This window comes from Pseudomonas sp. LBUM1660 (genome assembly GCF_059695935.1).
In genome coordinates this window covers 5,753,337-5,777,197 of the sequence record NZ_CP166795.1, presented here as the reverse complement: position 1 = coordinate 5,777,197, position 23,861 = coordinate 5,753,337, and the positions used below count along the sequence as shown (strand labels likewise).

Below are 23,861 nucleotides of genomic sequence, written 5' to 3'. Positions count from 1 at the left end.
TTCGGCGGGGTTTTCTTTTGCCCGCAGAAAAGTATTCAGCTCAACCCGTCGAGCGTGTTCGAGTTGTTCAAGCGTTCAGCCCGTTGTGTCTGCCAGATCTGCCGTACTTGAACCCTGACGGTCACCGCAGGTCGATTAGCTGTAGGGCTTTCACGAGCCCACTTCAAATCAGGAGCTGCCCCATGGATTTCATTCGCATCATCATTGCCATTCTGTTGCCACCACTGGGTGTGTTTCTGCAGGTCGGTTTCGCCGGCGCGTTCTGGCTGAATATTCTGCTGACGCTGTGCGGTTACATTCCGGGGATCGTGCATGCGGTGTACATCATCGCCAAGCGCTGAGTTCTGCGGCGTCAGATAGATCGCTTTCGCGGGCAAGACTCGCTCCTACGGGGATAACACGGTACCTGTAGGAGCGAGGCTTGCCCGCGAAGGGCGCGACGCGGTTTCAGCTTGCGAGTTCGATCACCCGCCGATAAAACAACCACTCCTGCTCCAGCGCATGGGCCTGGTTCCCCGCCTTGCGAAAGCCATGACGTTCGTCCGCGTAGTAATGCGCATCGACCAGAATGCCGTTGTCCTGTAGCGCCGTGACCATGTCGCGGGTCTGTTGCGGCACGACCACGGCGTCCAGTTCACCTTGAAAGAAAACCACCGGAACACTGATGTTGCTCGCATGCAGCAGCGGAGTGCGCGCGGCGTATCGTTCGGCATCCTCAATCGGATCGCCAATCAGCCAATCCAGATAATCGCCTTCGAACTTATGGGTCGCCCGGCCTAGTGCAACGGGATCGCTGACACCGTAAAGACTGGCGCCCGCGCGGAAGACGTTGTGGAAGGCCAGCGCACACAGCGTGGTGTAACCGCCGGCACTGCCACCGCGAATAAATGCCTTGTCGCTATCGATCAATCCTCGTTCAGCGAGATGAGCAACCACCGCGCAGGCATCTTCGACATCCACGTCACCCCAACTCAAATGCAGCGCCTGGCGATACGCCCGGCCATAGCCACTGCTGCCGCGGTAGTTGAGATCGGCCACGGCGAAGCCGCGTTGCGCCCAGTACTGGATACGTGGATCAAGCATCGGGTAGCAGGCCGAGGTTGGGCCGCCATGGATGAACACCACCAGCGGCGGTTTCGCCTCGCCGGTCATCGGCGGATAGAAGAAGCCGTGGGCCTCGCCCGAACCACTCGGGTAGCGCAAGGTTTGCGGGACGCTGATGTGCTCGGCGGGCAACGGTGCAATACCGCCGGCGAGGATTTTGACCTGACGGGTATCGCGCTCGATTGCGATCACCGCCGACGAACTGACCGGCGATGCCGCGATGCAGTAGATAAATTGCTCATCCAGTGCGAGATGGCGAAAGCGACTGTAATCACCGGTGAAATCTTCAGCGGTGTCACCGCAAAGCCCCAGTTTGCCAAACCCGCCTTCGGTCCAGCTGGCCAAGTAGCTGCTTTCGCTTAGCGGCAACCAGGTGCTGCCACCCAGCTGCCACGGGGCTGGCCCATGATCAGCGGCGGCACTCGGCAACGGGCTCAGGCCTTCTGCGGATTCCACCCAAGGCTGCCAGTAGCCGCCGCGATCCGTCAGGCAAAACAGGCGGCCGCCGCTATCGAAACGGGGTTGTTGCAGTGACTCCTGCACCCCGTCGCCGGCCACACAACGCGGTTGAGCAAAGCCCCCATCGTTCTTGCGCTCGGCAACCATCAAGCGAGTGGCAGTCCATGGCTGATCCGGGCGGCTCCATTCGATCCACGCCAATCGTTGCGAGTCAGGACTCAATGTCGGCGCGGCATAGAAATCGGCGCCCTCGGCCAGCAGATGACGCCTGCCGTCAGCCACGTCGATCGCGACCAGACGATGGCGGTCACGGTTCTCTTCAACCGCGAGCACCCGGCCATTGGCAAATTGCAGATCGCCGTAACGGCATTCACTTGAGGTCAGCACCTCAGGCGTCTCGCCCGCCAGCGATTGCCGATAGAGTTGCTGGTCCGCTTCGTTGACGAAAACAATCCCGTCATCCGTCAGACAAAACGCGCCACCGCCATATTCGTACACCCGACTGCGCACGCTGAAACCCGCTGGTGTCAGGCAACGGGCCTGGCCTTCGCGCCAATGCCAGACCCTGCAGGCGGAATCCTCGGGGCGGTATTCGTTCCAGAACAGGCCATGCTGGCCGACCAGCAGTTCTGCGAAGTCGATACCGGCAGCGACGGCCCGGGAGGCGCTGAAGGGTTCAGCTTTTAGCGATGAGGCGTGAGTTTCGTTCATTGCGAAAGGCCAGTTGTTCGATGGTCTGGGTCGCGTGTTCGGCTTCTTCGCGGGCCTTGAGAATCACGCCGTGATGTTGCGACTTGCTGCACACCGGGTCGGCATTGCTCGCGTCACCCGTGAGCATGAATGCCTGGCAGCGGCAGCCGCCGAAGTCTTTTTCTTTCTCGTCGCAGGAGCGGCACGGCTCGGGCATCCAGTCGTAACCGCGAAAGCGGTTGAAGCCGAACGAGTCGTACCAGATGTGCTGCATGCTGTGGTCGCGCACATTGGGAAACTGCACCGGCATCTGTCGGGCACCGTGACACGGCAGTGCGGTTCCGTCTGGCGTGACCGTAAGAAAAATGCTGCCCCAGCCGTTCATGCAGGCTTTCGGGCGTTCTTCGTAGTAGTCCGGTGTGACGAAAATCAGCTTGCACGGATGCCCTTCGGCTTCGAGCTTGGCGCGGTATTCATTGGTGATGCGCTCGGCTCGGACCAGTTGTTCCCGAGTCGGCAACAGGCCGACCCGGTTGAGCTGGGCCCAACCGTAAAACTGGCACGTCGCGAGTTCGACGAAGTCGGCCTCAAGGGCGATGCACAGTTCGATGATCCGGTCGATCTTGTCGATGTTGTGCCGATGGGTGACGAAGTTCAGCACCATCGGATAGCCGTGGGCTTTCACCGCGCGAGCCATTTCCAGCTTCTGGGCGAAGGCTTTTTTCGAACCGGCCAGCAAGTTATTCACTTGCTCGTCACTGGCCTGGAAACTGATCTGAATGTGGTCCAGGCCGGCTTTCTTGAAGTCGCTGATTTTCTGCTCGGTGAGGCCGATGCCGGACGTGATCAGGTTGGTGTAGAAACCCAACTTGCGCGCCTCGGCGATGAGTTCGGCGAGGTCCTGGCGCACCAGCGGTTCACCACCTGAAAAGCCCAGTTGTGCGGCGCCCATTTCCCGAGCTTCGCGGAACACTTTGATCCACTGTTCAGTGCTCAACTCTTTGCCTTGTTCGGCGAAGTCCAGCGGGTTGGAGCAGTACGGGCATTGCAGCGGGCAGCGATACGTCAGCTCGGCGAGCAACCACAGTGGCAGGCCGATGTCGGGTTTAGGCGGTAACTTGTCCGACACGGAATCAGGCAAGTTCGATCCAGTGCTGAGCACGGGCAACCTCCATGAATTGCTCGATGTCTTCACCGAGCTCGGGCACGCCGGGGAACTTCGCGTCCAGTTCGGCAATGATCGCCGCTACGTCACGTTCGCCGTCGATCAAACCGCCGATCAGCGCGGCGCTTTCATTGAGTTTGATCATGCCTTCCGGGTAGAGCAGGACATGGCCTTTCTGCGCCGGTTCGTACTGATAGCGGTAGCCCTGACGCCAGGTCGGGGTCTTGCTGCGATCGAAACTCATAAGGTGATTCCTTTATGCCAGACCCGCTGGTCGGTCACGCTGTGATACGGCGGGCGGTTCAATTCGTAGGCCATGCTCATGGCATCGAGCATGCTCCAAAGGATGTCCAGTTTGAACTGGAGAATTTCCAGCATGCGCGCCTGGCCTTCCCGCGTCGTGTAGTGCTGCAACGTAATCGCCAGACCGTGCTCTACATCCCGGCGTGCCTGGCCGAGGCGCGTGCGGAAATACTCGTAACCGGTCGGGTCGATCCACGGGTAATGCTGCGGCCAGCTGTCGAGGCGCGATTGGTGGATCTGCGGCGCGAACAACTCGGTCAGCGAGCTGCTGGCGGCTTCCTGCCAACTGGCCCGGCGGGCGAAGTTGACGTAGGCGTCCACGGCGAACCGCACGCCGGGCAAGACCAACTCCTGCGAGCGCAGCTGATCCGGGTCGAGGCCGACAGCTTGGCCCAGACGCAGCCAGGCTTCGATGCCGCCGTCTTCACCGGGGGCGCCGTCATGGTCCAGCAGGCGCTGAATCCACTCGCGACGGATTTCACGGTCCGGGCAGTTGGCGAGGATCGCGGCGTCTTTCAGGGGAATGTTCACCTGATAGTAGAAACGATTCGCGACCCAGCCCTGGATCTGCTCGCGGGTCGCCCGGCCTTCATACATCGCCACGTGATACGGGTGATGGATGTGGTAATAGGCGCCCTTGGCGAGCAGGGCCGCTTCGAATTCGGCGGGGGGCATTGGGGTGTCAGTCATTGCGGTTCTCCGGGTATGACCGGTGGGTTCTCTGGTGTCTGGTCCGACGCCTTCGCGGGCAAGCCTCGCTCCTACAGGGGTACGCGATCACTGTAGGAGCGAGGCTTGCCCGCGAAGAGGCCATCCGCTACAGCACAATACTCATGCCGTCATACGCCACTTCAACCTTGCGCCGAGCCAACTCGGCACGTTCCGGCGAATCCTCATCAAGAATCGGATTGGTGTTGTTGATATGGATAAGCACCTTGCGTTGCTTGGGCAGCTGTTCGAGCACTTCGAGCATGCCGCCGGGGCCGTTTTGCGCCAGATGGCCCATTTCCCGACCGGTACGCGTGCCGACGCCACGGCGCTGCATTTCGTCGTCGTCCCACATCGTGCCGTCCACCAGCAGGCAATCGCTGCCGGCCATGATGTCCAGCAGCGGCGCATCGACTTTGCCCAGGCCCGGCGCATAAAACAGCTTGCCGCCGGTGTTCAGGTCTTCGACGATCAGGCCGATGTTGTCGCCCGGGTGCGGGTCGAAACGGTGCGGCGAGTAGGGCGGTGCCGCGCTACGCAGGGGCAGCGGGGTAAAGCGCAGGCTCGGGCAGGCCGGGATGGTGAAGCTGCGGTCGAGTTCGATGCGGTTCCAGGTCAGCCCGCCATTCCAGTGCGTGAGCATGGTGAACAGCGGAAAACCGGTGCTCAGGTCTTCGTGGACCATGTCGGTGCACCAGACCTGGTGCGGGCAGCCTTCGCGCAGGCTGAGCAGGCCAGTGGTGTGGTCGATCTGGCTGTCCATCAGGATGATCGCGCTGATGCCGGTATCGCGCAGTGCGCGGCCCGGTTGCATCGGAGTGTAGCTCTGGAGTTGGGCGCGGATGTCCGGCGAAGCGTTGCACAGGATCCAGTTCACGCCGTCATCGGACAGGGCGATGGACGACTGGGTACGCGCCTTGGCGTTCAGGCTGCCGTTGCGAAAACCGGCGCAGTTCACGCAGTTGCAGTTCCACTGGGGGAAACCGCCGCCGGCGGCGGAACCTAGAATCTGGACAAACATGGGCGCTCCATCATTTCAACGCTGAAAATAAAAACGCCCCGGTAAACCGAGGCGTTGCACATCATTACAACGGCAGACCTTAGCGGCTTGCGAAGTACATGGTGACTTCAAAGCCGATACGCAGGTCGGTGTAAGCAGGTTTGGACCAGGACATGGGAGCGCTCCTTCAGGTGATGAGACAGTTAAGACCTATACATATAGTCCACCTCCAGCCGGAGATGTTCAGATAGTTAGGTGGCTATGTTACTCAAAATTACAGAGCGATTGGCCGCGAATCTTTGAGAAAGCTAATTGCAGTGTCGGTAATGATCATTTTGCCGCTTGCCAAGGCGCCGTCGAGCAAGCACTGCTGGCTAGGCAGCGCCAGCCACCTTCGGCTTGATTCAATTGTCGGGCGGCGTCTTTTAATGCTTTGCGATCGATCATCAGGATCGCTTCTGGCAAACGCTCCAGATAATCCGACGAGTGGCCCGCCAGTTTGCCCTGCCAGAGCAGTTCGGCCGCCTGAGCGTGGGGCAGTGCGGTGGGGTGGAATTGATCGGCCAAGGCCTGGCGCTGGGCAATGAAGGTCGCATCATCGACGTCTTCAATCAGTGCGGGCATTTCGTTCAAGAAGCGCTCTATGTGTTCCAACAGATCCTGAGGGGCAACGCTCGGTGATTGAACGCCGAACAGCAGCCCGGTCTGCCCATGGAACTGATGCAGGCCGCTGAACACGGCATAACCCAATTGCAGTTCAACCCGTAGGCGCTGATAGAACGGCGTCTGGCACAGGTGAGCGAGCAAGCGCCACGCGGCTTCATCTGCGATGTCCCGTGTGGCCGTCGGACAAAACAGCAACAACGCGTGTTCGCTGGAACCGGTGTCGACAGTGCTCCAAAGGTGCTGCGAGTTTATCGAGGCGGGCGGCGACGGCTGATCGTTCGCAACACCGGGCACGCGGCTCAGTGCCAAGCCCATCCCCGATTGAGTCTGCGCCGACAGGCCCGTCGCCAGACCTTGCCAGCGTGCGCTCACCCACAGCTGCTGCACGTCATCAGTCTCAGCGGTGCGTTCAAGGCAATGCTCGGGCAGTGCCTTCAGCAGTTGTCTGATCGGCATCAACGGCACGCTTGGTGGTTCTTCCTGTGGGAAACCGGCGTCGGGTGTTGTCAGCTCTTTCAGCGCATGTTCGAGGACGGTCGGCATTGGCTCCTGCAGGCCTGTCAACTTCAGCAGCCATTCATTGCCTGACGCACTGAAGGAAAAGTCGACGCCCGCCTGACGGGCATCTTCGCGTAAGGGTTGCAGGCGATTTTCCAGGCTCGATTGAAGACGAGGGTGAGGTTTCGCCAGCAGTCGCCACCGCAGATAAATCGCGCCTTCGTCAGTGTTATCCGGCAACGCCTGACTGAACTGCATCGGCGAGTTTTCGCGACGGATGCGCGAGCGGTCCTGGGCGAATGTCCGCAGGCCCCGGTGTTTGCTGGTCTGGCCGCGAATCAGCCCGGCATTGGCCAGAGGGGCTTCAGCCCGTAAGAACGGGTTAGGCGTCGGCAATTGCCATTCACCGCTGAAGTTATCCACAGCGCCGATTTTTTTCAGGATGTCTTTGAGCGCTATGACGCCTTGTTCGGATAAACCGGCTTCAAGCTGCTCGCTGTCCAGTCGCGCCCGTTGCAGGGCACCGCTGACTTGTTGCTGACGGTCGAGCAGGGCGTCGTATTCTTTGCGCAACTCGGTCCAGTTTTGGTGAGAGGCAAAAAAGCTGAGCCAATCCAAAAGCCGCTCGCGGATCGTGTTCCCCGCTTGAGCCCTGTTGAACTCGATGTGCAGCAAGGCTTGCCCGGCGAACTGGTACAACGGCGCGGCTTTCAGGCCGTCCGCCAAGCCGCGCTCGCGCAACTCAGCCAGCAGACCACCGGGTTTTGCGGCGTTCAGCCAATGGCACAGAAACGCTAATGCTTCGCGCGATGAGTCGGGCAATGCTTCGAAAGCGAACAGAAGATCGAGCCGACGCTCACCAGCCTGTTGATAACTTTTGTCGGAAGAATCCATCAGTGGTGCAGGTTCCTGTTGTGCGACCTTTTCCCCTGCGGCAACAGAATCGCCAAAGCGCTGAGCCATCGTCCTCAACTCATCAAGCGTTTGCGGGCCGGCCAGGCTCAACGTCATCTGCCCGGTCTGATAAAACTGCTGATGGAAATCCCTCAACGCTTGCTGAAACTCCGGCTGCGGCACCGGCAGGCTGTACCGGTTGCCCGCATGAAATGCCCGAAGCGGGTGAGCGGCCGACAGCCCATCGAACAGCGCGAACTGCTGTTGTGCAGTGGCATCCCGGGACCATGCGACAAATTCGGCGTGCAGCACTTCCCGTTCCCGCCGCTGATCGTCCGGATTCATACGCGGATGAGCGAGCATGTCTGACAGACGCTCCAGCCCACCGGCAAAGGCTTGCGGTGGCAGTTCGAAAAAGAAATCGGTAGTGCGTTCGCTGGTGCGCGCATTCACCTGTCCGCCGTGACCTTGCACATAGGCCATCAGTCCTTGCCCAGCAGGAAAGCGCTCCGTCCCCAGAAACAGCAAATGCTCAAGAAAATGCGCGAGGCCGGGCCATGCCAGCGGCACGTCGTGGCTGCCCGCGAAAACCCGCAACGCCGCCGCGCAGCGCTTCAAATCGGGAGCATGACGCAGTGTCACCCGCAGGCCGTTGGCCAGGGTTTCAGTGTGGGGGCGAGGGTGATTCAGCGCAGGCATGAGCACTTCCAGAACAGAGAAGCGCTAATGCTAGCGGATTACGGTGAGTCAGCGCTTGTTGAGCGCGTCGTAAAGTTCAGGGCGGCGATCGATCAAGTAGCGATTGGCGGCACGGGAATCGACCATCAACTGACGATCCAGCTCTCCGACAATCAGTGCTTCATCCAGGCCAGCCTGGGCGATGCGGCTGCCATCGGGTGCGGCAATGCTGCTCTGACCGCAGTAGTTGATCTCGCCTTCCTGCCCGCAGTAGTTGGCATACGCCACATAACACTGGTTTTCGAAGGCGCGGGAACGAACGGTGACGTCGGCGACGAAGTCGAAGGGAATCATGTTCGCCGTCGGCACCAGGATCAGCTCGGCACCGGCCAGGGCCAGGCGCCGGGCGTTTTCCGGGAACTCCAGGTCGTAGCAGATCAGAAAGCCGAGCGTCCAGCCATTGAGTTCCACCAACGGGAAATCATCCTGACCGGCGCTGAACATCGAGTGATCGAGGTCGCCGAACAGGTGAGTCTTGCGGTAGTTGCACAGGCGCTCGCCGTTGGCGTCGATCAACTGCACGGCGTTGTAAATCTGCCCGTCCTCGGTGCGCTCGGGATAGCCATACAAAATGGCGATCCCGGCGGTCTTGGCAATGCGCGCGATCTGCTGCGCCGATTCACCGTTGTGCACCTCCGCCAACACGCTGACCGCGTCGATGCCGATGTTGTAGCCGGTCAGGAACATTTCCGGCAGCACGAGCAGGTCTGCGCCCTTGGCCTCCAGTGCCAGTTGATGCAGGCGTTGCAGGTTGCCGGCGACGTTCAGGGGCAGCGGTGGACATTGGTAAAGGGCTACGCGCATTTTGGATTCCTTTTACTCGGGCAGGGCGATCGGACCGATCTCGTTGAACACATCACCTGGACCCGGGTTCTCGGCGTGAGTTTCACCACCGAAGTGTTTCATGATGCCCCAGACCGCGTTGAGCGAGGTCTGCACCGCGCCTTCGACCCACGCCGGCGTCCATGAAACGTCGTCGCCTGCGATGAATATCCCGCGTTGCTCGGCCGGCATGTCGTCCTGCATGAAGTGCGCGTACATCCGCTGGTTGTAGCGGTAGTGGCCGGGCAGGGCGCCTTTGAACGCGCCGAGGAAGTGCGGGTCGGCTTCCCACGACACGGTGATCGGATCGCCGATGATGCGCGCGGCGATGTCGACTTTCGGGTAGATCTTTTTCAATGCGTCCAGCGCCAGTTTCACGCGTTTTTCCACTGGGTGCGGGAGCATTTTCAGCGCGTCGCTCATCCACGAGTAAGACAGGCAAATCACGCCCGGCTTGTCATCACCGTTGTCGAAGAGGTAGGTGCCGCGGGTCAGGCGATCGGTGAGGGTCATGCTCATCAGGTCGCGGCCGGTTTCCGGGTCCTTGTCCTTCCAGAATGGCCGGTCGACCATCACGAAGGTTTTCGACGATTGCATGTAGCGGGTGCGGTCCAGGGCCATCCACATCTTTTGCGAGAACAGGCTTTCGTCGCATTCGATCTGGGTGGTCAACAGCCAGCTCTGGCAAGTGGTGAGCACCGCCGCGTATTCGCGGGTATCGCCATAGATGTCGGTGACCGCGAAACGACCGTCCGCCGCATGGGCAATCTTTTTCACGCCAGAGCGTGGTGCGCCCCGGTGCAACGAGCTGAGGCTGGTGCCTTCAGGCCAGTGCACGCAACGTTCCGGCACATGACGCCAGATGCCCAGCGGCACTTGTTCCACGCCACCGACCACCAGGTGTTGGTGATCGTCGCAGTTGGTCATCACCACGCGGAAGATTTCCAGCATCGAGTTCGGGAAGTCCGAGTCCCAGCCGCCGGTGCCGAAGCCGACCTGGCCGAACACTTCGCGGTGATGGAACGACAGCTTGGCGAACGCTTTGGAGGTGGCGACGAAGTCGTAGAAAGTGCGGTCATCCCACAGTGGGACAAGCGTGTTCCACAGCTCTTTGAGACGCGGCACATCGCGGTCGCGGATGGCTTGCTGGATATCGGCGAACTGCGAGCCGGCTTCCAGTGCGTCCGCCCAGGCGTCAGCCACTTCCTGGAACAGTGCAGGAAGATCCGCCAGCTTCTGTGCGTAATGGGTCTTGCCTTCCAGATCGATCACAGTGCTGCCCGAGGCGGGGGTCAGCGGGTTCGGGAAGGGCTTGGTCTCAAGGCCTAGCTTGTCGACGTAGTGGTAGAACGCGGTGGACGAAACCGGGAAACGCATCCCGCCAAGTTCGGCGATGATGCCTTCGGCGCCGTTGAACGCCTGGGAGCGCAGGCGGCCACCCATTTTCGAGGCTTCGTAGACGACGGGTTTGAGGCCCAGTTTCATCAACTCGTAAGCCGCCACCAGACCTGCGATGCCCGCGCCGACAATCGCCACTTCGGCACCATGATTGTGCGCCGGAATGCTGCCCAGGCCGGCCGGGTGTTCGATCCAGTCGTCAAAGCCGAAAGGAAAGTCCGGGCCGAAAATGGTGACTGGTTTTTTACCGTCTGCAGGATGGCGATTGTTCTTGTTCATGACTGACCTTACTGGCGACCCGACGCGGAATGCGCATCTGAGTATAGGAAAAGATGGCAGCCATTCTAGAGAGCGTAGAACACGTTAATAAGACGCAATGTGTCGTCGTTTTGCCAGTTTCTCAATCAATATGACGATATTTCACTACAAACTGACCACTGTGGGAGCGGGCTTACTCGCGAAAGGGCCCGATCAGCCAATCGAGAATTACCGGTCAACACTCAAACCGGCTGCCCCCGATCAATCTTGCTACTCAAGATGATCGAAGTCGTCGTCTTCTCCACCCCATCCACACTGCCAATCTGATCCAGCAACTGATCCAGCTGCTCCGGCGATTCCGTGCGCAACCACGCCACATAATCAAATTCACCACTCACCGCACACAACTGCTGAACCTGGGCCATGGCGCTGAGCCGCCGCAACACTTCCTTGCCCGAGCGCGGTTGCACCGTGATCCCGACGTAAGCCTGCAATCCGCCGTCCACCACCCGCTGCCCCAAACGCACGCCGTAACCGGTGATGACTTTGGCCTTTTCCAGCCGTGCCAGACGTGAAGTCACCGTGGTCCGTGCGATCCCCAATTGGCGAGCGAGCATGGCCACGCTTTCACGGGCATTGATCTGCAAGGCCGCGATCAGTTGGCGGTCGATTTCGTCAAGAACGGGCGGGCGGGTGTCAGGCAAGGGTCGTCTCCGGCAAGACAAATCAGTGAGTGGGCATGTTACAGCACGGCTGGCTCAGCGGATGTCTGTTCTGTTTTCAGAACGTCAGATGGCGCGCGGAAGACAGGATGGACACCAGCAGTCAGTCATAGTCGAATGAGAGATCGAGGGATGCGAGGTGATCAAAATGACGAAGAACATGCCTCCCGCTGTCCGGGATCACGCAGTGCAGATTGCCAATCACGAAATGGGTCACTACGTCGTTGCCCGGGCCTTGGGGTTTGAAACGGGCGGCGTGAGCCTGACCGTAACCATGGACTTGAGGCATCAAGCGGGCGCTTCCATTACCTTGGCGCGTTCCATTTCGTCGATTGAGGCAATGAAGGAACATCTGGAAGCCCGGATGATGGTCCTCTTTGCGGGCGCCATGGCGCAGTCATTGGCTTCAAAGCGTTCGCCCGGTAAACGCGTCGATAAGCCGACAGCGGCCGCCATCCTGAGGGGAGAACTTGGGGCGGAACAGGACTACGCAAAAATAAGGGAATTACGGCACTTGCTGCGCAACATTACCTTCCCCGATACGGATCCTGCTTCGCCTGATCGCATAACGGCCGAGCTGAAAGAGATTACGGATTGCCTGTGGGGCCGGACTCAAACAATCGTGGAGGCATTGGCCGATACGATTACCGGATTGGGCGAGGCGTTGGTAGACGCGATGGTTATCGTGGAGCAATGGGGCAGGGCGGCGGATACGTATGAGGGGGTGTTGACGAGGGAAGTGCTTGAGCAGATGGGGTTGGTGCAGGGGATTCCGGCGTTGAGTGCCAGGGAAGCTCCTTAAGCCCGACATCTTTGCCGGGCTTAATTGCAGCATTCAGGCTCAAGCGAATGCTTTCGTTTGATTGTGCCATTCACCTTCAAACGCCAGATTCAGTTTGTAGAGGTCATGGTCCAATTTGTTGATGGTATTGATAGGCGCCATCAGATCCGCTTTGCCAGTTTTGGCTTCAAGATAAAGGCCTCGCAAATACCGGTCGTTCACCATCGGGATTTTGTCCGCTTTCTCCCAAATCGCTACGCCCTGGCTCGTCAGACCGACGATCTCAGCTAGGCTTTCCTGAGACAGTCCAAGCTCTTTTCTCAGAAATCTAAACTCATCCCTCGTCAACACTGAAGGCTTCTCAGCAATGGCCTTGCCGATTACGTCGTGTAGGCCCTTAACATCCGTGATGGCGACAGACTCGCCATATGCAGTCTGTTTCACCACGAAGCCGTTGCAAAGCCATACGTTCGGTAGGCCGCTTTCCACGTAGTGGTGCATAAAATTCACCTTTTCTTTTTGGCCCTCGACTTTAGTTTGCTGGCAAGTCTAGGTGAACTGGGTTTGGGTAATTCAGATGCTTCTGACGGAAAAATCGCTTGGAAAACCTGAACGCCAGAAACGAAAAAGCCGCGCATTTGCGCGGCATTTCATTACCGAAAGCCTGAAAACGTAGTAATCGAACTTTAGACAAACTACTGAGCGTAGTTCTGAGCGAAAGCGGCAATTGCCTGAGTAGCTTGGAAGTCGACCAACTGCAGGCCACGTTCTTGAATGCTAGCCTTGGCAATCTCCACTGCTTTACGGTGGCGGGGCGATTCACTCTCCGCTGGAGTGGATACAGGGATTAGTACGTTTTTCAGTTGAATAATCCCTTCCTGTTCGGCGCGTACGAACTTCATCAGCCACTGGTCGCAGTGGTCGAGTATTGCGCTTGGCTCAGCCTGATCAAAAGCTAGGGGTTTGATCGCGGCCACTATCTCATTTCGGTGAACCAGAGGTAGGTGCAGTTTGGTCAGTTCACCAAGAAGGGTGTCATCGCGAAAACTACGGATCGATGCTTCCGAGAACAGGGTTCGAATTTCCCGAACCATGATGTCTTCGCGACGATCACGCCCTATGCCTTGACGGTCGATGTAGCGACTGAACAGCGTTGCAAGGGTCGCGTCAAAATTTTCGACCAGGATCGAGCGCATAGGGCTGAAGCGAATCAGTGATTCCTTCGGTTCGGTCAGGAAGCGAAAGTGGTTAACAATCTGGGACTCTTGAGCCTCTGTTGTCATGAGGCGAACGCTATCCAGTTCGTTCTGGGCTATCTCCATAGCCTTAGCGAAAAGGTTGCTGCATTCGAAGAAGTGATTGACCCGTTTCAGGTTTTTACGGGCGAGCTTGTACTCCATGCGCCCGATAGCTGGTGCCGAGAGAACGATGCCGACGTTGGCAAACTCTTCGGTTTCGGCAAAAGGCGCGAATCGCACGATGCTGTAAAGGCAGGTGTATTTCATTGCAGGACGCTCCAGAAGTCGTCCGATTGGCAAAGCATCAGGTTACTTTCAATTTCTTCGAGCAGAATGTCGAGCCCCGGTTTGCCAATGGATTCACGCCATTCATCGGGTACGTCCAAGCATAGGTCATGAAATCGCATGGCAGTGTCGTGCATCCGCTGGCTGTATTCAACTCTGTCGACCAGATCCAGTTTCCATGTTCGATTACTCGGACCAAACACATGGCTTTCCGCGAATTTTTGAGCATCCAGAGGCCATTTGAACGCCTGGTTGTGATCGATCAGCTGAAGCCGATTGTCAATTCCACACATCAGTAGGTTGGGGCGACCGCCGAAGGGACCTAATTGACGATCACCGTTACCCACCCAGTAATCAAAGATGAAAACGGCTTTTTGCAGGTCACTCGGCACCTGCTGTGCTTGTGAGTACAAAAGATCGGCAGCATCCGCGACATAGGCCAGGGCGTAGCTGTCTCCAGGCCCAAGATCGTTGCGTGCCTCTAAGTTGTAGCGCAGCAGGGCAGGGTCAATATAGATATAGCCATGCTCGGGGATCGGTAAGCCGAATTGAGCAGCTAGGCGGGCACAAAGCAGCTCGGCAATGCGCTCGTTGGGCGGTAGCTCTAACCCTTTGGCCACATAGTGCTTGTCGTTACTGGCGCGGCACAGGAAGGGACGCGTGATGCCACCTTCCAGGCGCCGGATGATCTCTACCGCTTCGATGTAGTTACCCACGGCCATTGCCGGCTTCCTTATAAATCAGCTTGCCAGACGATACTGGTCTACATCCTGCTTCACCATGCCCCGCAATCATTTTCAGGGTATTGCGAAGGCAAGGCTTCGTACGCTAAATCGAGAGTATTGGAGATGCTTATCTAAAGCCCCGATGCGAAAGCACCGGGGCTTTATGCTGCCTATCAAACGGATTTGCCAGTGTTACGCATTTCTAAAGTGGAACGCGCGGCTTGCTTTGGGGTATCCCGCATCTTACTTGGCGCTATTCCTCGGACTCCGTCGCCGTCCGAGCAGGCCGAGGTGTCAGCACCTTCACCACATCATCAATCACCGCCTTACCCATCGCCGTCAGATAGTGCGCGGCCCAGGCATGGCGGTCTGTGTCTCTTGCGTAGGCTGCGTCCTCGGCAAATGATTTGGCGAGGAACAGCAGATCGGAGGCTTGTGACAACGCATCAACGATGGGGACGCCGGCACGGACGTTAAACAACGCCTGATCCGAGCAGTAGATGAGTGGGGTGAAACCGATGGTTTTCAGGTCTGAAATTGCGGATGGATTTGTATTGTTCAAGATATAACTCCTGGGTTCGATGAGCTGCCACTTTCGTTACCACACGAAAGGGAGGCAGCTGTACGCAGGGTGGTAAACCGGGAACCTAGGAAACCGGCACGCCCGAAGGCGTCCCACGCACAGCCGCCATATCGAGATCACAGGCATAAAAAACTGCCTCTCTTCGTGATGAGTGCACTGTTGCGCTGGTTTCACCGGGTTACCACACCCGATCGCTACATTTGCAGCGACGTCCGGAGAGTATCCCGTCGAAGAGAACGCCAACAAGGCGGCAAAGTGCCCAAACGCACTCATTACGCAATTCTCGGAGTTTGCCTACAAGGTCGGCGGGCGTCATCTGATATTGCGACAATCTCAGCAAATAAAGCCTGAGCATCAGGTACGAAAAAAACGGTGCATCGCACGGCTTTCTCACTTGGCCTGCCTCATCCTGAAACCAGATGTAGATCTATTTCAGAGTGAGAGATGTGCATCATTTTCGGGAGCAAGCTCTAACAAACGCTAGTGCCAGAAACGAAAAAAGACGCCATAGGCGTCTTCTTCGATTTGGTAAAGCAGATCCGGACACCACTTGCGAACCGCCTTGCGCGGTTACGGCTTTCGCCGCTGGGAAGCGCTCAATCTCATCCGGTCAGTCGCTTCGACAACACTATTCACGTCAATCATCAAATCTAAAGAAAGCCGCGCATCAGCGCGGCTTTCTTGTTTGGTGGGCCCACACGGATTTGAACCGTGGACCAAAGGATTATGAGTCCTCTGCTCTAACCAACTGAGCTATAGGCCCTCAGTAGGTCGCGGATTATAGCGATGGTTTCTCGGCTGTGCTATCCGAAAAATCCGATACGGCTATACGAAGAAACGCCTCGGCGAATTCGTCGGGGGGCAGAGGCAGGCTGACGATGTAGCCCTGGATCTGTTCGCAGCCTTCTTCGGCGAGGAATTGTTGCTGTGCCAGGGTCTCGACGCCCTCCGCAATGACGGTGAATTGCATGCTGCGACCCAGGGCGATAATGGCGCGAACAATGGCCGCATCGTGGGGATCGTCAGGCAGGCCGCGGACGAAGGACTGGTCGATCTTGAGGATGTCCAGCGGCAGACGCTTGAGGTAGCTCAGAGACGAGTAGCCGGTTCCGAAGTCGTCGATGGCCAATTGCACACCCAGGTGTTTGAGTTGGTGCAGCACCGCCAGCGCTTCTTCAGCCTGGCTCATGATGAAGTTTTCGGTAATTTCCAGTTGCAGAAAACCGGGCGCCAGGCCGTTATCCTTGAGCAGTTGTTCGATCCGCCCGAGCAGGTTCGGCTGGCGCAGTTGAGCGCCGGCGAGGTTGACCGAGAGTGGACCGAGGCACTCATAGACCTGATTCCACTCGTACATCTGCCGGCAGGCGGTCTCCAGTACCCAGTCGCCGATCTGCAGGATCATGCCGTTTTCTTCCGCCAAGGGAATGAAGTGTTCCGGCGGCACCGCGCCGAAGGTCGGGTGATGCCAGCGAATGAGCGCTTCGGCGCCGACCAGCCGATGGTCGGCGAGGCTGATTTTCGGTTGGTAGTAGAGAAACAGCTCATTGCGCTCGATGGCGCGCCGCAATTCATGTTCCAGCGCCACGCGCTCGCTGGCCTGGGCCGTGAGGTCGCGGGTGTAGCTTTCCACCCGGTTGCGGCCCTTTGCCTTGGAGCGATACATCGCCGCATCGGCGTTCTTGACCAGCGTGGCGACGTCGCAGCCGTCCTTGGGGTACAGACTGGTGCCGATGCTGGCGCTGATGAAAAACTCGTGCTCGCCGGCCTGGAAAGGTGCGGCGAAGCAATTGAGCAGCTTGGTGGCAATGTTGTCGGCGTCGCTGGATTGTTGTAGGCCGGGCAGCAGGATGATGAATTCGTCGCCGCCGAGGCGCGCAACGGTATCGATGTCGCGCAGCTGCTCTTTGAGGCGCACGGCGATGCCTTTGAGCAGTAGGTCGCCCACCGGATGGCCAAGGCTGTCGTTGATGTGTTTGAAGCGATCCAGGTCGAGGAACAGCACCGCGCCCTGGCCACCGTTTTCCTGTTGGGTATTGAGTGCGGTGAGCAGTCGGCTCTCGAACAGCGTGCGGTTTGGCAAGCCGGTCAGCGGATCGTGGTGCGCCTGGTAGTCGAGTTTGGCCTGCGCGTGCTTGAGGCTGGAAATGTCCGCAAAGACCGCCACGAAGTGGGTGATGAATTTTTCCCGGTTGCGCACGGCGCTGATGGTCAGCCAGCTCGGGTAGAGCTCGCCATTCTTGCGTCGGTTGGAAATCTCGCCTTGCCAGTGACCTTCATCTGTCAGTTGATGCCACATCGCTGCATAGAACGCGCTGTCGTGGAGGCCCGAGGCGAGCAGGCGAGGGGTGTGGCCCAGTGCTTCGCTCTCGCTGTAGCCGGTGATCTCGGTGAACGCTCGGTTGACCGCGCTGATGTGCTGTTGGGTGTCGGTGATCAACACGCCCTCGGCGGTGCTCTCGAACACCGTGGCGGCCTGTTGCAGTTTCTCCTGCATCAGGTGCCGTTCGGTGATGTCTCGTGCGATGGTCAACATGCAGTCTTCGTCGCCGATGGGCAGTGGACGGCTTGAAACCTCGCAGAGTCGGATCTGACCGTCACTGCGGCGGATGTGGCAACTGAAGTCGCGAACGAAGCCATCCCGGTGCAGCAAGTCGAGCATCTGTTTACGTTCGTTGAGATTGACCCATATCCCCAACTCCAGGACGGAACGATCCACGGACATCGCGCTGTTGAAGCCTGTGATGCGGCTGAAACCCTCGTTGACCTCCAGCAGCAACCCGTCGCTCTGTCGGGATAGCAGCAAGCCGTCGGGTGAGGCGTGGAAGGCCTTGGCGAATTTTTCTTCGGAGGTTTGCAGTTGTTGCTGGGTTTCCTTGAGCTGACTGATATCGCGCACGACGACGACCAGGGCAGGGGTCGTATCGAGGTCGAACGGCTCGGCGGAAATCAGGCCGGTAAACACTTGGCCATTGTTGCGGCGAAAGGGCATCTCCAGATTGCGGATGCTGCCGGCCTGCAGGCGCTGCAGCAAACCCGGACCTACGCCGGGGATGCCCCAGATGTTCAGGTCGGTGGCGGTCTGGCCAATGACTTCTTCGGCCTTGAGACCAATCTGTTCTTCGAACGCTTTGTTGACTTCCAGCAGGCAGCCGTCGGACAGCCGCGCGATCACCAGGATGTCTGGGCATTGCTGAAATACAGAGGCGAATTTTTGCTCGGAGAGGCTCAACGCTTCTTCCGTGCGCTTGGCGTCGCTGATGTCAATCATCAACCCGCGCATCACCGGCTCATGCCCATGCTCGATCAGGCTGACGATATCGCGCACCCACAGGCAGCGGCCGTCGGCGGTGATAACCCGGTAATCGACGCTGTGATCGCGTCCGGCTAGCACTTCGTGGTCGCAGAATGTCTGCGCCCGGGTCAGGTCCGCAGGGTGGATGATGTTGCGCCAGAAGCCCGGAATCAGCCAATGGGACAGGGGATAGCCAAGGAGTTCTTCGGCATGCGGTGACACGTAGCTGTAGGTGAAATCACTGATCCGCGCTTCCCAGGCAATCGCGGAAAGGCTCTCCACCAGCCCGCGATAATGGTATTCGCTGCTGCGCAGCTCTTGTTCCAGGTCGACCCGACGGGCAATTTCCGAACTGAGTCGGCGGTTAATCCGGATGACGACTGCCAGCATTATCATCATAAGCAGCAGCCCGGGTAGGCCGTAAACCAGCAAATCGGACCAGAAGGTTCGATGATCCAGGACATTACCGACCCAGTGTTCCTGAATGGCGTTGATTTCACTTGAAGTCATGTCCGCCAGGACTTTGTCCAGAATCCCGACCAATATCTTGTTGTTGGGGGGCACGGCCATCGCCAATTGATAGCGATAGGGCGTTTCGCCACTGACGTACAGGCCGTCGAGCTTGAGCTGACGCAGGCTCCAGACGCTGGAGGCGAGATCGCCCACGACCGCATCCACTTCATCGGTGGCCAGCGCCTGCAAGGCCGAGCTGACATTGGGCATCGCCACCAGATTCAGGTCAGGGTGGTGCGTGCGCAACAGTTCATGGGGAGCATAGTTTTCCACAACAGCGATCTTCAGCCCGTAGAGCTCTTCGAGCTTGCGCGGCTGGGGGCCTCCGACATGGGCGAGGATGACAATCGGAAAGTCCAGGTAGGGACGAGTGAATGACAAATACGACTGGCGCTCCGGGGTCGACATGATTCCCGGCAAGACGTCCAGCTTGCCTTGCTTGGCCTGCTGCAGGACTTCGGTCCAGCTGATCGGTTCGATGGGCGTCAGTTTGACGGCCAGCCGTTGACGAATCACGTTGATGTAGTCCGCCGCGAGGCCCTGATAGCGACCCTGATCGTCACGAAATTCAAACGGCGGCCAGGACGCGTCGACACCCAGGCGCAAGTCCGGGTGAGCCGTCAGCCAGCTACGTTCTTCGTCGGTCAAAGTCAGCGCGCCAGCCGTTGCGGTCCAGGTCATCAGCGACAGCAAAAAAAGCACGGTCGGCAGTCTGGGCATAACGGTCTCGTTATGGCTCGGGGGAATGTTTCGAGTGTAGACGGGCAATTCGGCGGGGGGGAAATGCGGGGGATTTAATCTGCATAAAGCAAAACCCCCGGCCTGGGCCGGGGGTTTTGTGATCACTCGTCGAGGAAGGAGCGCAGATGCTCGCTTCTCGTCGGGTGGCGCAGCTTGCGCAGCGCCTTGGCTTCGATCTGACGAATCCGTTCACGGGTCACGTCGAACTGCTTACCAACCTCCTCAAGGGTGTGGTCGGTATTCATGTCGATACCGAAGCGCATGCGCAGAACCTTGGCTTCACGGGCAGTGAGGCCGGACAGTACTTCGCGAGTCGCTTCTTTAAGGCTCTCAACAGTGGCGACATCGATTGGCGACTGCATCGTCGAGTCTTCGATGAAGTCACCCAGGTGGGAGTCTTCGTCATCACCGATCGGGGTTTCCATGGAGATCGGCTCTTTAGCGATCTTCAATACCTTGCGGATCTTGTCCTCAGGCATTTCCATGCGTTCGCCCAGCTCTTCCGGGGTCGGTTCGCGACCCATTTCCTGCAACATCTGCCGGGAAATACGGTTGAGCTTGTTGATCGTCTCGATCATGTGCACCGGAATACGGATGGTGCGGGCCTGGTCGGCGATCGAGCGAGTGATCGCCTGACGGATCCACCAGGTGGCATAAGTCGAGAATTTGTAGCCGCGGCGATATTCGAACTTGTCTACCGCTTTCATCAACCCGATGTTGCCTTCCTGGATCAGATCGAGGAATTGCAGACCACGGTTGGTGTACTTCTTGGCGATGGAGATCACCAGACGCAAGTTTGCTTCAACCATCTCTTTCTTCGCGCGGCGGGCCTTGGCCTCACCGATCGACATGCGACGGTTGATGTCCTTGATCTCTGCGATCGTCAAACCGGTTTCGGTTTGCAGCGCGGTCAGCTTTTGCTGGCAACGAATGATGTCCGGTTGCAGGCGACCAATGGCTTCAGCGTATTTGCTTTTGCCTTTGGCCAGTGCATCGGTCCAGCTTTCGTCAACCTCGTTGCCCGGGAACTGGCGCAGGAAGTCGGCACGCGGCATGCGGGCATCACGAACGCAAAGTTGCATGATCGCGCGCTCTTGCTGACGCAGACGATCCAGGGCACTGCGAACACGCTCGACCAGGCCTTCGAATTGCTTCGGCACCAGTTTGATCGGCATGAACAGCTCAGCCAGAAGCACCAGCTCGGCGATTGCCAGCTTGTTGCCACGACCGTGCTTTTTCAGCGCCTTGCGGGTGATTTCCATCTGATCGGAGACAGCGCCAAAACGCTGTGCAGCGATGACCGGATCCGGACCGCTTTCGGCTTCTTCTTCGTCGTCGGTGCTGGCTTCAGCTTCCTCGTCGTCGGTATCGTCGTCCGCTTTCACGGCTTTCGGATCGACAGGCGGCGGCACTTCGGCTGCAGGCGGCGCAATGCCGTCGTCCGGGTCGATATAACCGCTCAGGACGTCGGACAGGCGGCCACCTTCGGTGGTGACGCGAGTGTACTCGGAGAGAATATGGTCAACCGTGCCAGGGAAGTGCGCAATTGCGCCCATCACTTCACGGATGCCCTCTTCAATACGTTTGGCGATTTCGATTTCGCCTTCACGTGTGAGGAGCTCTACCGTACCCATTTCACGCATGTACATGCGCACTGGGTCGGTGGTGCGACCAATGTCGGTCTCGACCGCTGCCAACGCTGCTGCTGCCTCTTCGGCCGCGGCTTCGTCGGTATCGGCGTCGGCCAGCATAAGGGAATCCTTATCTGGCGCAACCTCGAATACGTTGATCCCCATGTCGTTAATCATGCGGATGATGTCTTCCACCTGCTCTGGATCTGAAATATCCTCAGGCAGGTGGTCGTTGACCTCCGCGTAAGTCAGGTAGCCCTGCTCACGACCAAGTGTGATCAACTCTTTGATACGAGACTGCTGTTGCGCTTTTCCGGACATAACACCCTATCCACTGAAGGTCTTGGCGGGCAAAAAACAAGCCGAGGATTATACCTGAGCTATGACCTCACGCGCCAGTTGAGGTCGGGTCTGATACAGCCATATTGCGTTTTAATAGGTCGCGCATCTGATTTGCGATCTGATTTGCTTCCTCCGCAGTCAATCCTGGCTGCCTTGCTTTCCTTATAAGTACTTCCAGGCTATCCGTGTGTTGACTTGCCGATAACCTAGTAATGGTGTCTAAAAACTGTTGTTCAAGGTTGTCACCGTCAATCAGCCATTCCTTTTCCGCCAAAGCCTTGAGCAGACGCCCCTGTTCAGTCCCGTGCCAGCGGGCCATCAACTGAATGGAGTTTAGCTTAGGATTTTTCTGCACCGCCCCGATGAGGGCTACCAGCAGTTGCGCGTAAGTGTTGCTCTCATTCGCGAAGTGATCGGCAGTTTCTACCTTGCCCGCCAGTTCCGGGTGATGAATGAGGGTGCGCAGCGCTATCAGTGTTGGAGCTTCGACGGCGATCGGTGTGCGCGGGGCACTATGTTGATCGCGATCACCGCCCCGCTTGCCGTTTTTGTCCCAGGGTTTCTTGTCCCACTTCTTGCCGCCTGCGCCGGGTTTCTTCGGTGTCCATTCTTGCTGCGGCACATACATCTCTTGTGCTTGCGGCTGATGGTAGTCGCTGTAATCCGGCATGGCGTCGTAATCGATGCCCGGGTCGTAAGCCGGTGGCGCATCCTGAGGTGCGCTTTGCACCAGTTGGCTCACGGCTTCGCCGCTGAGCCCGGTAATCTCGGTCAGGCGCTGACGCATCAGAATGCGCAAGTTCGCGCCCGGGACCTTGTCGATCAGCGGCGCGGCAAGGGTGGCCATGTGGGCCTTGCCTTCGAGCGAGCGCGGGTCCGATTCCTCGGTCAGTTGCTGAAAGAAATAATCCGCTAATGGCTGGGCGTGCTGATTGATTCGCGCGCGGAAGGCGTCAGTACCTTCGGAGCGGACTAGCGTGTCCGGGTCTTCGCCTTCGGGCAGGAACAGAAAGCGCGCGCGCCGCCCGTCTTGCAGGCACGGCAGGGCAGCTTCCAGTGCGCGCCACGCAGCGTTGCGGCCAGCCTGGTCGCCGTCGAAGCAAAAAAGCACGTTGGGCACGACGCGAAACAGCCGCTTCAAGTGCTCTTCGCTGGTGGCAGTGCCCAGGGTCGCGACGGCATTGCGCAAGCCTTGTTGGGCGAGGGCAATGACGTCCATGTAGCCTTCGACGACGATGATTTCGTCGAGGTTGCGGTTGTTCTTGCGTGCTTCATAAAGGCCATAGAGTTCCTGGCCTTTATGGAATACCGGGGTTTCCGGTGAGTTCAGGTATTTCGGCTTGTCGTCGCCCAATACCCGGCCGCCGAAAGCAATGATGCGCCCGCGGCTGTCACGGATCGGGAACATCACGCGATCGCGAAAGCGGTCATAGCGTTTGCCGGTTTCGGCATTCTCGATCAGCAGGCCGGCGTCGACCATGGCTTTTTGTTGCAGGGTGTCGCTGCTCAAATGCTTGAACAGATTGTCCCAGCCGGGCGGCGCGAAGCCGAGGCCAAAGTCCCGGGCGATTTCGCCGGTCAGCCCGCGACCTTTTAAGTAATCCACCGCGGCTTTGCGCGATGGATGGCTTTTCAGGGCTTGACGGTAAAACTCGGCGGCCGCAGTCAGTAGCGGGTACAGCGGCGAATCAGTCGGTTGCCGCGGTTTGTGCGGACGACCGCTTTCTTCGCGGGGGATTTCCATGCCGGCGGCTTTGGCCAGTTCTTCGACCGCCTGGACGAAATCCAGGTTGTCGTGGTCCATCATGAAACCGAGGGCGTTACCGCCTGCGCCGCAGCCGAAGCAGTAATAGAACTGTTTGTCGGGGCTGACGCTGAAGGACGGGGTTTTCTCTTTATGAAAAGGGCAGCAGGCGGTGTAATTCTTGCCGGCCTTTTTCATTTGCAGGCGCGAGCTGACCACATCGACGATGTCGGTGCGGTTCAGAAGGTCGTCAATGAAGCTCTGGGGAATTAGCCCGGCCATGGCGTTCTCGTCATCTGCGCTGAAAGGGACCCAAAACGATGAGCGGCCGAACGCGGGTCGTTGTTTGAGGCGCGCAAAATGTGCGGCTCGACCGGTGTCGTCTGCGTAATCGCTGTCGGGAAGTGTATCTGCCGAAAATCCACTGACGTTAGTGCCAATCAGTATTCGACTATATGAAAGTATTTCGCTGAAATCCGCTGCGGCCAGTCGAGGGCCTCGGATAGCTCATAAGCGGGCACGCAAGAAGGTGCCTTGGGCTGATCGTCGTGAGAGGAATCA

At 58.4% G+C, this 23,861-nt stretch carries 19 protein-coding genes and 1 tRNA gene; 2 read left to right on the top strand and 18 right to left on the bottom strand.

Annotated features, from left to right (window positions below; genetic code table 11):
• Positions 1-182 precede the first annotated feature (182 nt).
• A complete protein-coding gene (locus ACA068_RS26895; protein ID WP_007904205.1) occupies positions 183-341 on the top strand; it encodes a YqaE/Pmp3 family membrane protein in 159 nt (52 codons plus the stop codon).
• A 106-nt stretch (positions 342-447) separates the two neighbouring features.
• Here the strand turns inward: ACA068_RS26895 and ACA068_RS26890 are convergent, their stop codons facing one another.
• The 10 genes from ACA068_RS26890 to ACA068_RS26845 form a co-directional block, all read right to left on the bottom strand.
• Positions 448-2,274, bottom strand: a complete 1,827-nt coding sequence (locus tag ACA068_RS26890) for a S9 family peptidase (RefSeq protein WP_497305940.1) — start codon at positions 2,272-2,274, stop codon at positions 448-450.
• The gene (gene pqqE, locus ACA068_RS26885) at positions 2,240-3,382 is read right to left on the bottom strand and encodes a pyrroloquinoline quinone biosynthesis protein PqqE (protein ID WP_497310671.1); all 1,143 of its coding nucleotides are present in this window, start codon (positions 3,380-3,382) and stop codon (positions 2,240-2,242) included. The genes ACA068_RS26890 and pqqE overlap by 35 nt, the downstream gene beginning before the upstream one ends.
• A 4-nt stretch (positions 3,383-3,386) precedes the next feature.
• Positions 3,387-3,662, bottom strand: a complete 276-nt coding sequence (pqqD, locus tag ACA068_RS26880; RefSeq protein WP_428278159.1) for a pyrroloquinoline quinone biosynthesis peptide chaperone PqqD — start codon at positions 3,660-3,662, stop codon at positions 3,387-3,389.
• Entirely contained in the window at positions 3,659-4,411 is a 753-nt protein-coding gene (pqqC, locus tag ACA068_RS26875) for a pyrroloquinoline-quinone synthase PqqC (RefSeq protein ID WP_497305939.1), read from the bottom strand. The genes pqqD and pqqC overlap by 4 nt, the downstream gene beginning before the upstream one ends.
• A gap of 127 nt (positions 4,412-4,538) precedes the next feature.
• On the bottom strand, positions 4,539-5,450 hold the full coding sequence (pqqB, locus tag ACA068_RS26870; protein WP_497305937.1) for a pyrroloquinoline quinone biosynthesis protein PqqB: 912 nt from the start codon (positions 5,448-5,450) through the stop codon (positions 4,539-4,541).
• 79 nt (positions 5,451-5,529) lie between these two features.
• Positions 5,530-5,604, bottom strand: a complete 75-nt coding sequence (gene pqqA / locus ACA068_RS26865; RefSeq protein WP_009045898.1) for a pyrroloquinoline quinone precursor peptide PqqA — start codon at positions 5,602-5,604, stop codon at positions 5,530-5,532.
• Between the two features lie 155 nt (positions 5,605-5,759).
• Complete coding sequence (gene pqqF / locus ACA068_RS26860) at positions 5,760-8,186, bottom strand: pyrroloquinoline quinone biosynthesis protein PqqF (RefSeq protein WP_497305935.1); 2,427 nt, start codon at positions 8,184-8,186, stop codon at positions 5,760-5,762.
• A gap of 48 nt (positions 8,187-8,234) precedes the next feature.
• On the bottom strand, positions 8,235-9,029 hold the full coding sequence (locus ACA068_RS26855) for a carbon-nitrogen hydrolase family protein (protein ID WP_497305934.1): 795 nt from the start codon (positions 9,027-9,029) through the stop codon (positions 8,235-8,237).
• 12 nt (positions 9,030-9,041) lie between these two features.
• The gene (locus ACA068_RS26850) at positions 9,042-10,724 is read right to left on the bottom strand and encodes a flavin monoamine oxidase family protein (protein WP_497305932.1); all 1,683 of its coding nucleotides are present in this window, start codon (positions 10,722-10,724) and stop codon (positions 9,042-9,044) included.
• 221 nt (positions 10,725-10,945) lie between these two features.
• On the bottom strand, positions 10,946-11,407 hold the full coding sequence (locus tag ACA068_RS26845) for an Lrp/AsnC family transcriptional regulator (protein WP_109635345.1): 462 nt from the start codon (positions 11,405-11,407) through the stop codon (positions 10,946-10,948).
• A gap of 166 nt (positions 11,408-11,573) precedes the next feature.
• Here ACA068_RS26845 and ACA068_RS26840 point away from each other — a divergent pair, with 166 nt between their 5' ends.
• The gene (locus ACA068_RS26840; protein ID WP_497305931.1) at positions 11,574-12,227 is read left to right on the top strand and encodes a peptidase M41; all 654 of its coding nucleotides are present in this window, start codon (positions 11,574-11,576) and stop codon (positions 12,225-12,227) included.
• Positions 12,228-12,266: 39 nt separating this feature from the next.
• Here ACA068_RS26840 and ACA068_RS26835 read toward each other — a convergent pair whose 3' ends face one another.
• From ACA068_RS26835 to dnaG, 8 genes are all read right to left on the bottom strand, one after another.
• A complete protein-coding gene (locus ACA068_RS26835) occupies positions 12,267-12,707 on the bottom strand; it encodes a helix-turn-helix domain-containing protein (protein WP_497305929.1) in 441 nt (146 codons plus the stop codon).
• A gap of 194 nt (positions 12,708-12,901) precedes the next feature.
• Positions 12,902-13,711, bottom strand: coding sequence for a DUF3037 domain-containing protein (locus ACA068_RS26830; protein WP_497305927.1), 810 nt, complete (start codon positions 13,709-13,711; stop codon positions 12,902-12,904).
• Positions 13,708-14,451: a HipA family kinase gene (locus tag ACA068_RS26825; protein WP_154501922.1), complete on the bottom strand. Its 744-nt coding sequence runs from the start codon at positions 14,449-14,451 to the stop codon at positions 13,708-13,710. Before ACA068_RS26825 ends, ACA068_RS26830 begins: the two co-directional genes overlap by 4 nt.
• 256 nt (positions 14,452-14,707) lie before the next feature.
• Positions 14,708-15,016, bottom strand: coding sequence for a DUF3077 domain-containing protein (locus tag ACA068_RS26820; protein WP_497305926.1), 309 nt, complete (start codon positions 15,014-15,016; stop codon positions 14,708-14,710).
• A 707-nt stretch (positions 15,017-15,723) separates the two neighbouring features.
• Positions 15,724-15,800: transfer RNA gene (locus ACA068_RS26815), tRNA-Ile, on the bottom strand.
• A gap of 15 nt (positions 15,801-15,815) precedes the next feature.
• Positions 15,816-19,562, bottom strand: coding sequence for an EAL domain-containing protein (locus ACA068_RS26810; protein WP_497305924.1), 3,747 nt, complete (start codon positions 19,560-19,562; stop codon positions 15,816-15,818).
• A 122-nt stretch (positions 19,563-19,684) separates the two neighbouring features.
• On the bottom strand, positions 19,685-21,535 hold the full coding sequence (gene rpoD, locus ACA068_RS26805) for an RNA polymerase sigma factor RpoD (RefSeq protein WP_077747306.1): 1,851 nt from the start codon (positions 21,533-21,535) through the stop codon (positions 19,685-19,687).
• 67 nt (positions 21,536-21,602) lie between these two features.
• Positions 21,603-23,582: a DNA primase gene (dnaG, locus tag ACA068_RS26800; protein WP_497305923.1), complete on the bottom strand. Its 1,980-nt coding sequence runs from the start codon at positions 23,580-23,582 to the stop codon at positions 21,603-21,605.
• Between the last annotated feature and the right edge of the window lie 279 nt (positions 23,583-23,861).

Excerpts from the sequence above, each read along its gene's own strand:
- ACA068_RS26895 (WP_007904205.1), top strand. The coding sequence starts at position 183 with ATGGATTTCATTCGCATCATCATTGCCATTCTGTTGCCACCACTGGGT.
- ACA068_RS26890 (WP_497305940.1), bottom strand. The coding sequence starts at position 2,274 with ATGAACGAAACTCACGCCTCATCGCTAAAAGCTGAACCCTTCAGCGCC.
- ACA068_RS26840 (WP_497305931.1), top strand. The coding sequence starts at position 11,574 with ATGACGAAGAACATGCCTCCCGCTGTCCGGGATCACGCAGTGCAGATT.
- pqqD (WP_428278159.1), bottom strand. The coding sequence starts at position 3,662 with ATGAGTTTCGATCGCAGCAAGACCCCGACCTGGCGTCAGGGCTACCGC.
- rpoD (WP_077747306.1), bottom strand. The coding sequence starts at position 21,535 with ATGTCCGGAAAAGCGCAACAGCAGTCTCGTATCAAAGAGTTGATCACA.
- pqqF (WP_497305935.1), bottom strand. The coding sequence starts at position 8,186 with ATGCCTGCGCTGAATCACCCTCGCCCCCACACTGAAACCCTGGCCAAC.
- ACA068_RS26850 (WP_497305932.1), bottom strand. The coding sequence starts at position 10,724 with ATGAACAAGAACAATCGCCATCCTGCAGACGGTAAAAAACCAGTCACC.
- ACA068_RS26855 (WP_497305934.1), bottom strand. The coding sequence starts at position 9,029 with ATGCGCGTAGCCCTTTACCAATGTCCACCGCTGCCCCTGAACGTCGCC.
- pqqC (WP_497305939.1), bottom strand. The coding sequence starts at position 4,411 with ATGACTGACACCCCAATGCCCCCCGCCGAATTCGAAGCGGCCCTGCTC.
- ACA068_RS26810 (WP_497305924.1), bottom strand. The coding sequence starts at position 19,562 with ATGCCCAGACTGCCGACCGTGCTTTTTTTGCTGTCGCTGATGACCTGG.
- ACA068_RS26835 (WP_497305929.1), bottom strand. The coding sequence starts at position 12,707 with ATGCACCACTACGTGGAAAGCGGCCTACCGAACGTATGGCTTTGCAAC.
- ACA068_RS26830 (WP_497305927.1), bottom strand. The coding sequence starts at position 13,711 with ATGAAATACACCTGCCTTTACAGCATCGTGCGATTCGCGCCTTTTGCC.
- ACA068_RS26825 (WP_154501922.1), bottom strand. The coding sequence starts at position 14,451 with ATGGCCGTGGGTAACTACATCGAAGCGGTAGAGATCATCCGGCGCCTG.
- pqqB (WP_497305937.1), bottom strand. The coding sequence starts at position 5,450 with ATGTTTGTCCAGATTCTAGGTTCCGCCGCCGGCGGCGGTTTCCCCCAG.
- dnaG (WP_497305923.1), bottom strand. The coding sequence starts at position 23,582 with ATGGCCGGGCTAATTCCCCAGAGCTTCATTGACGACCTTCTGAACCGC.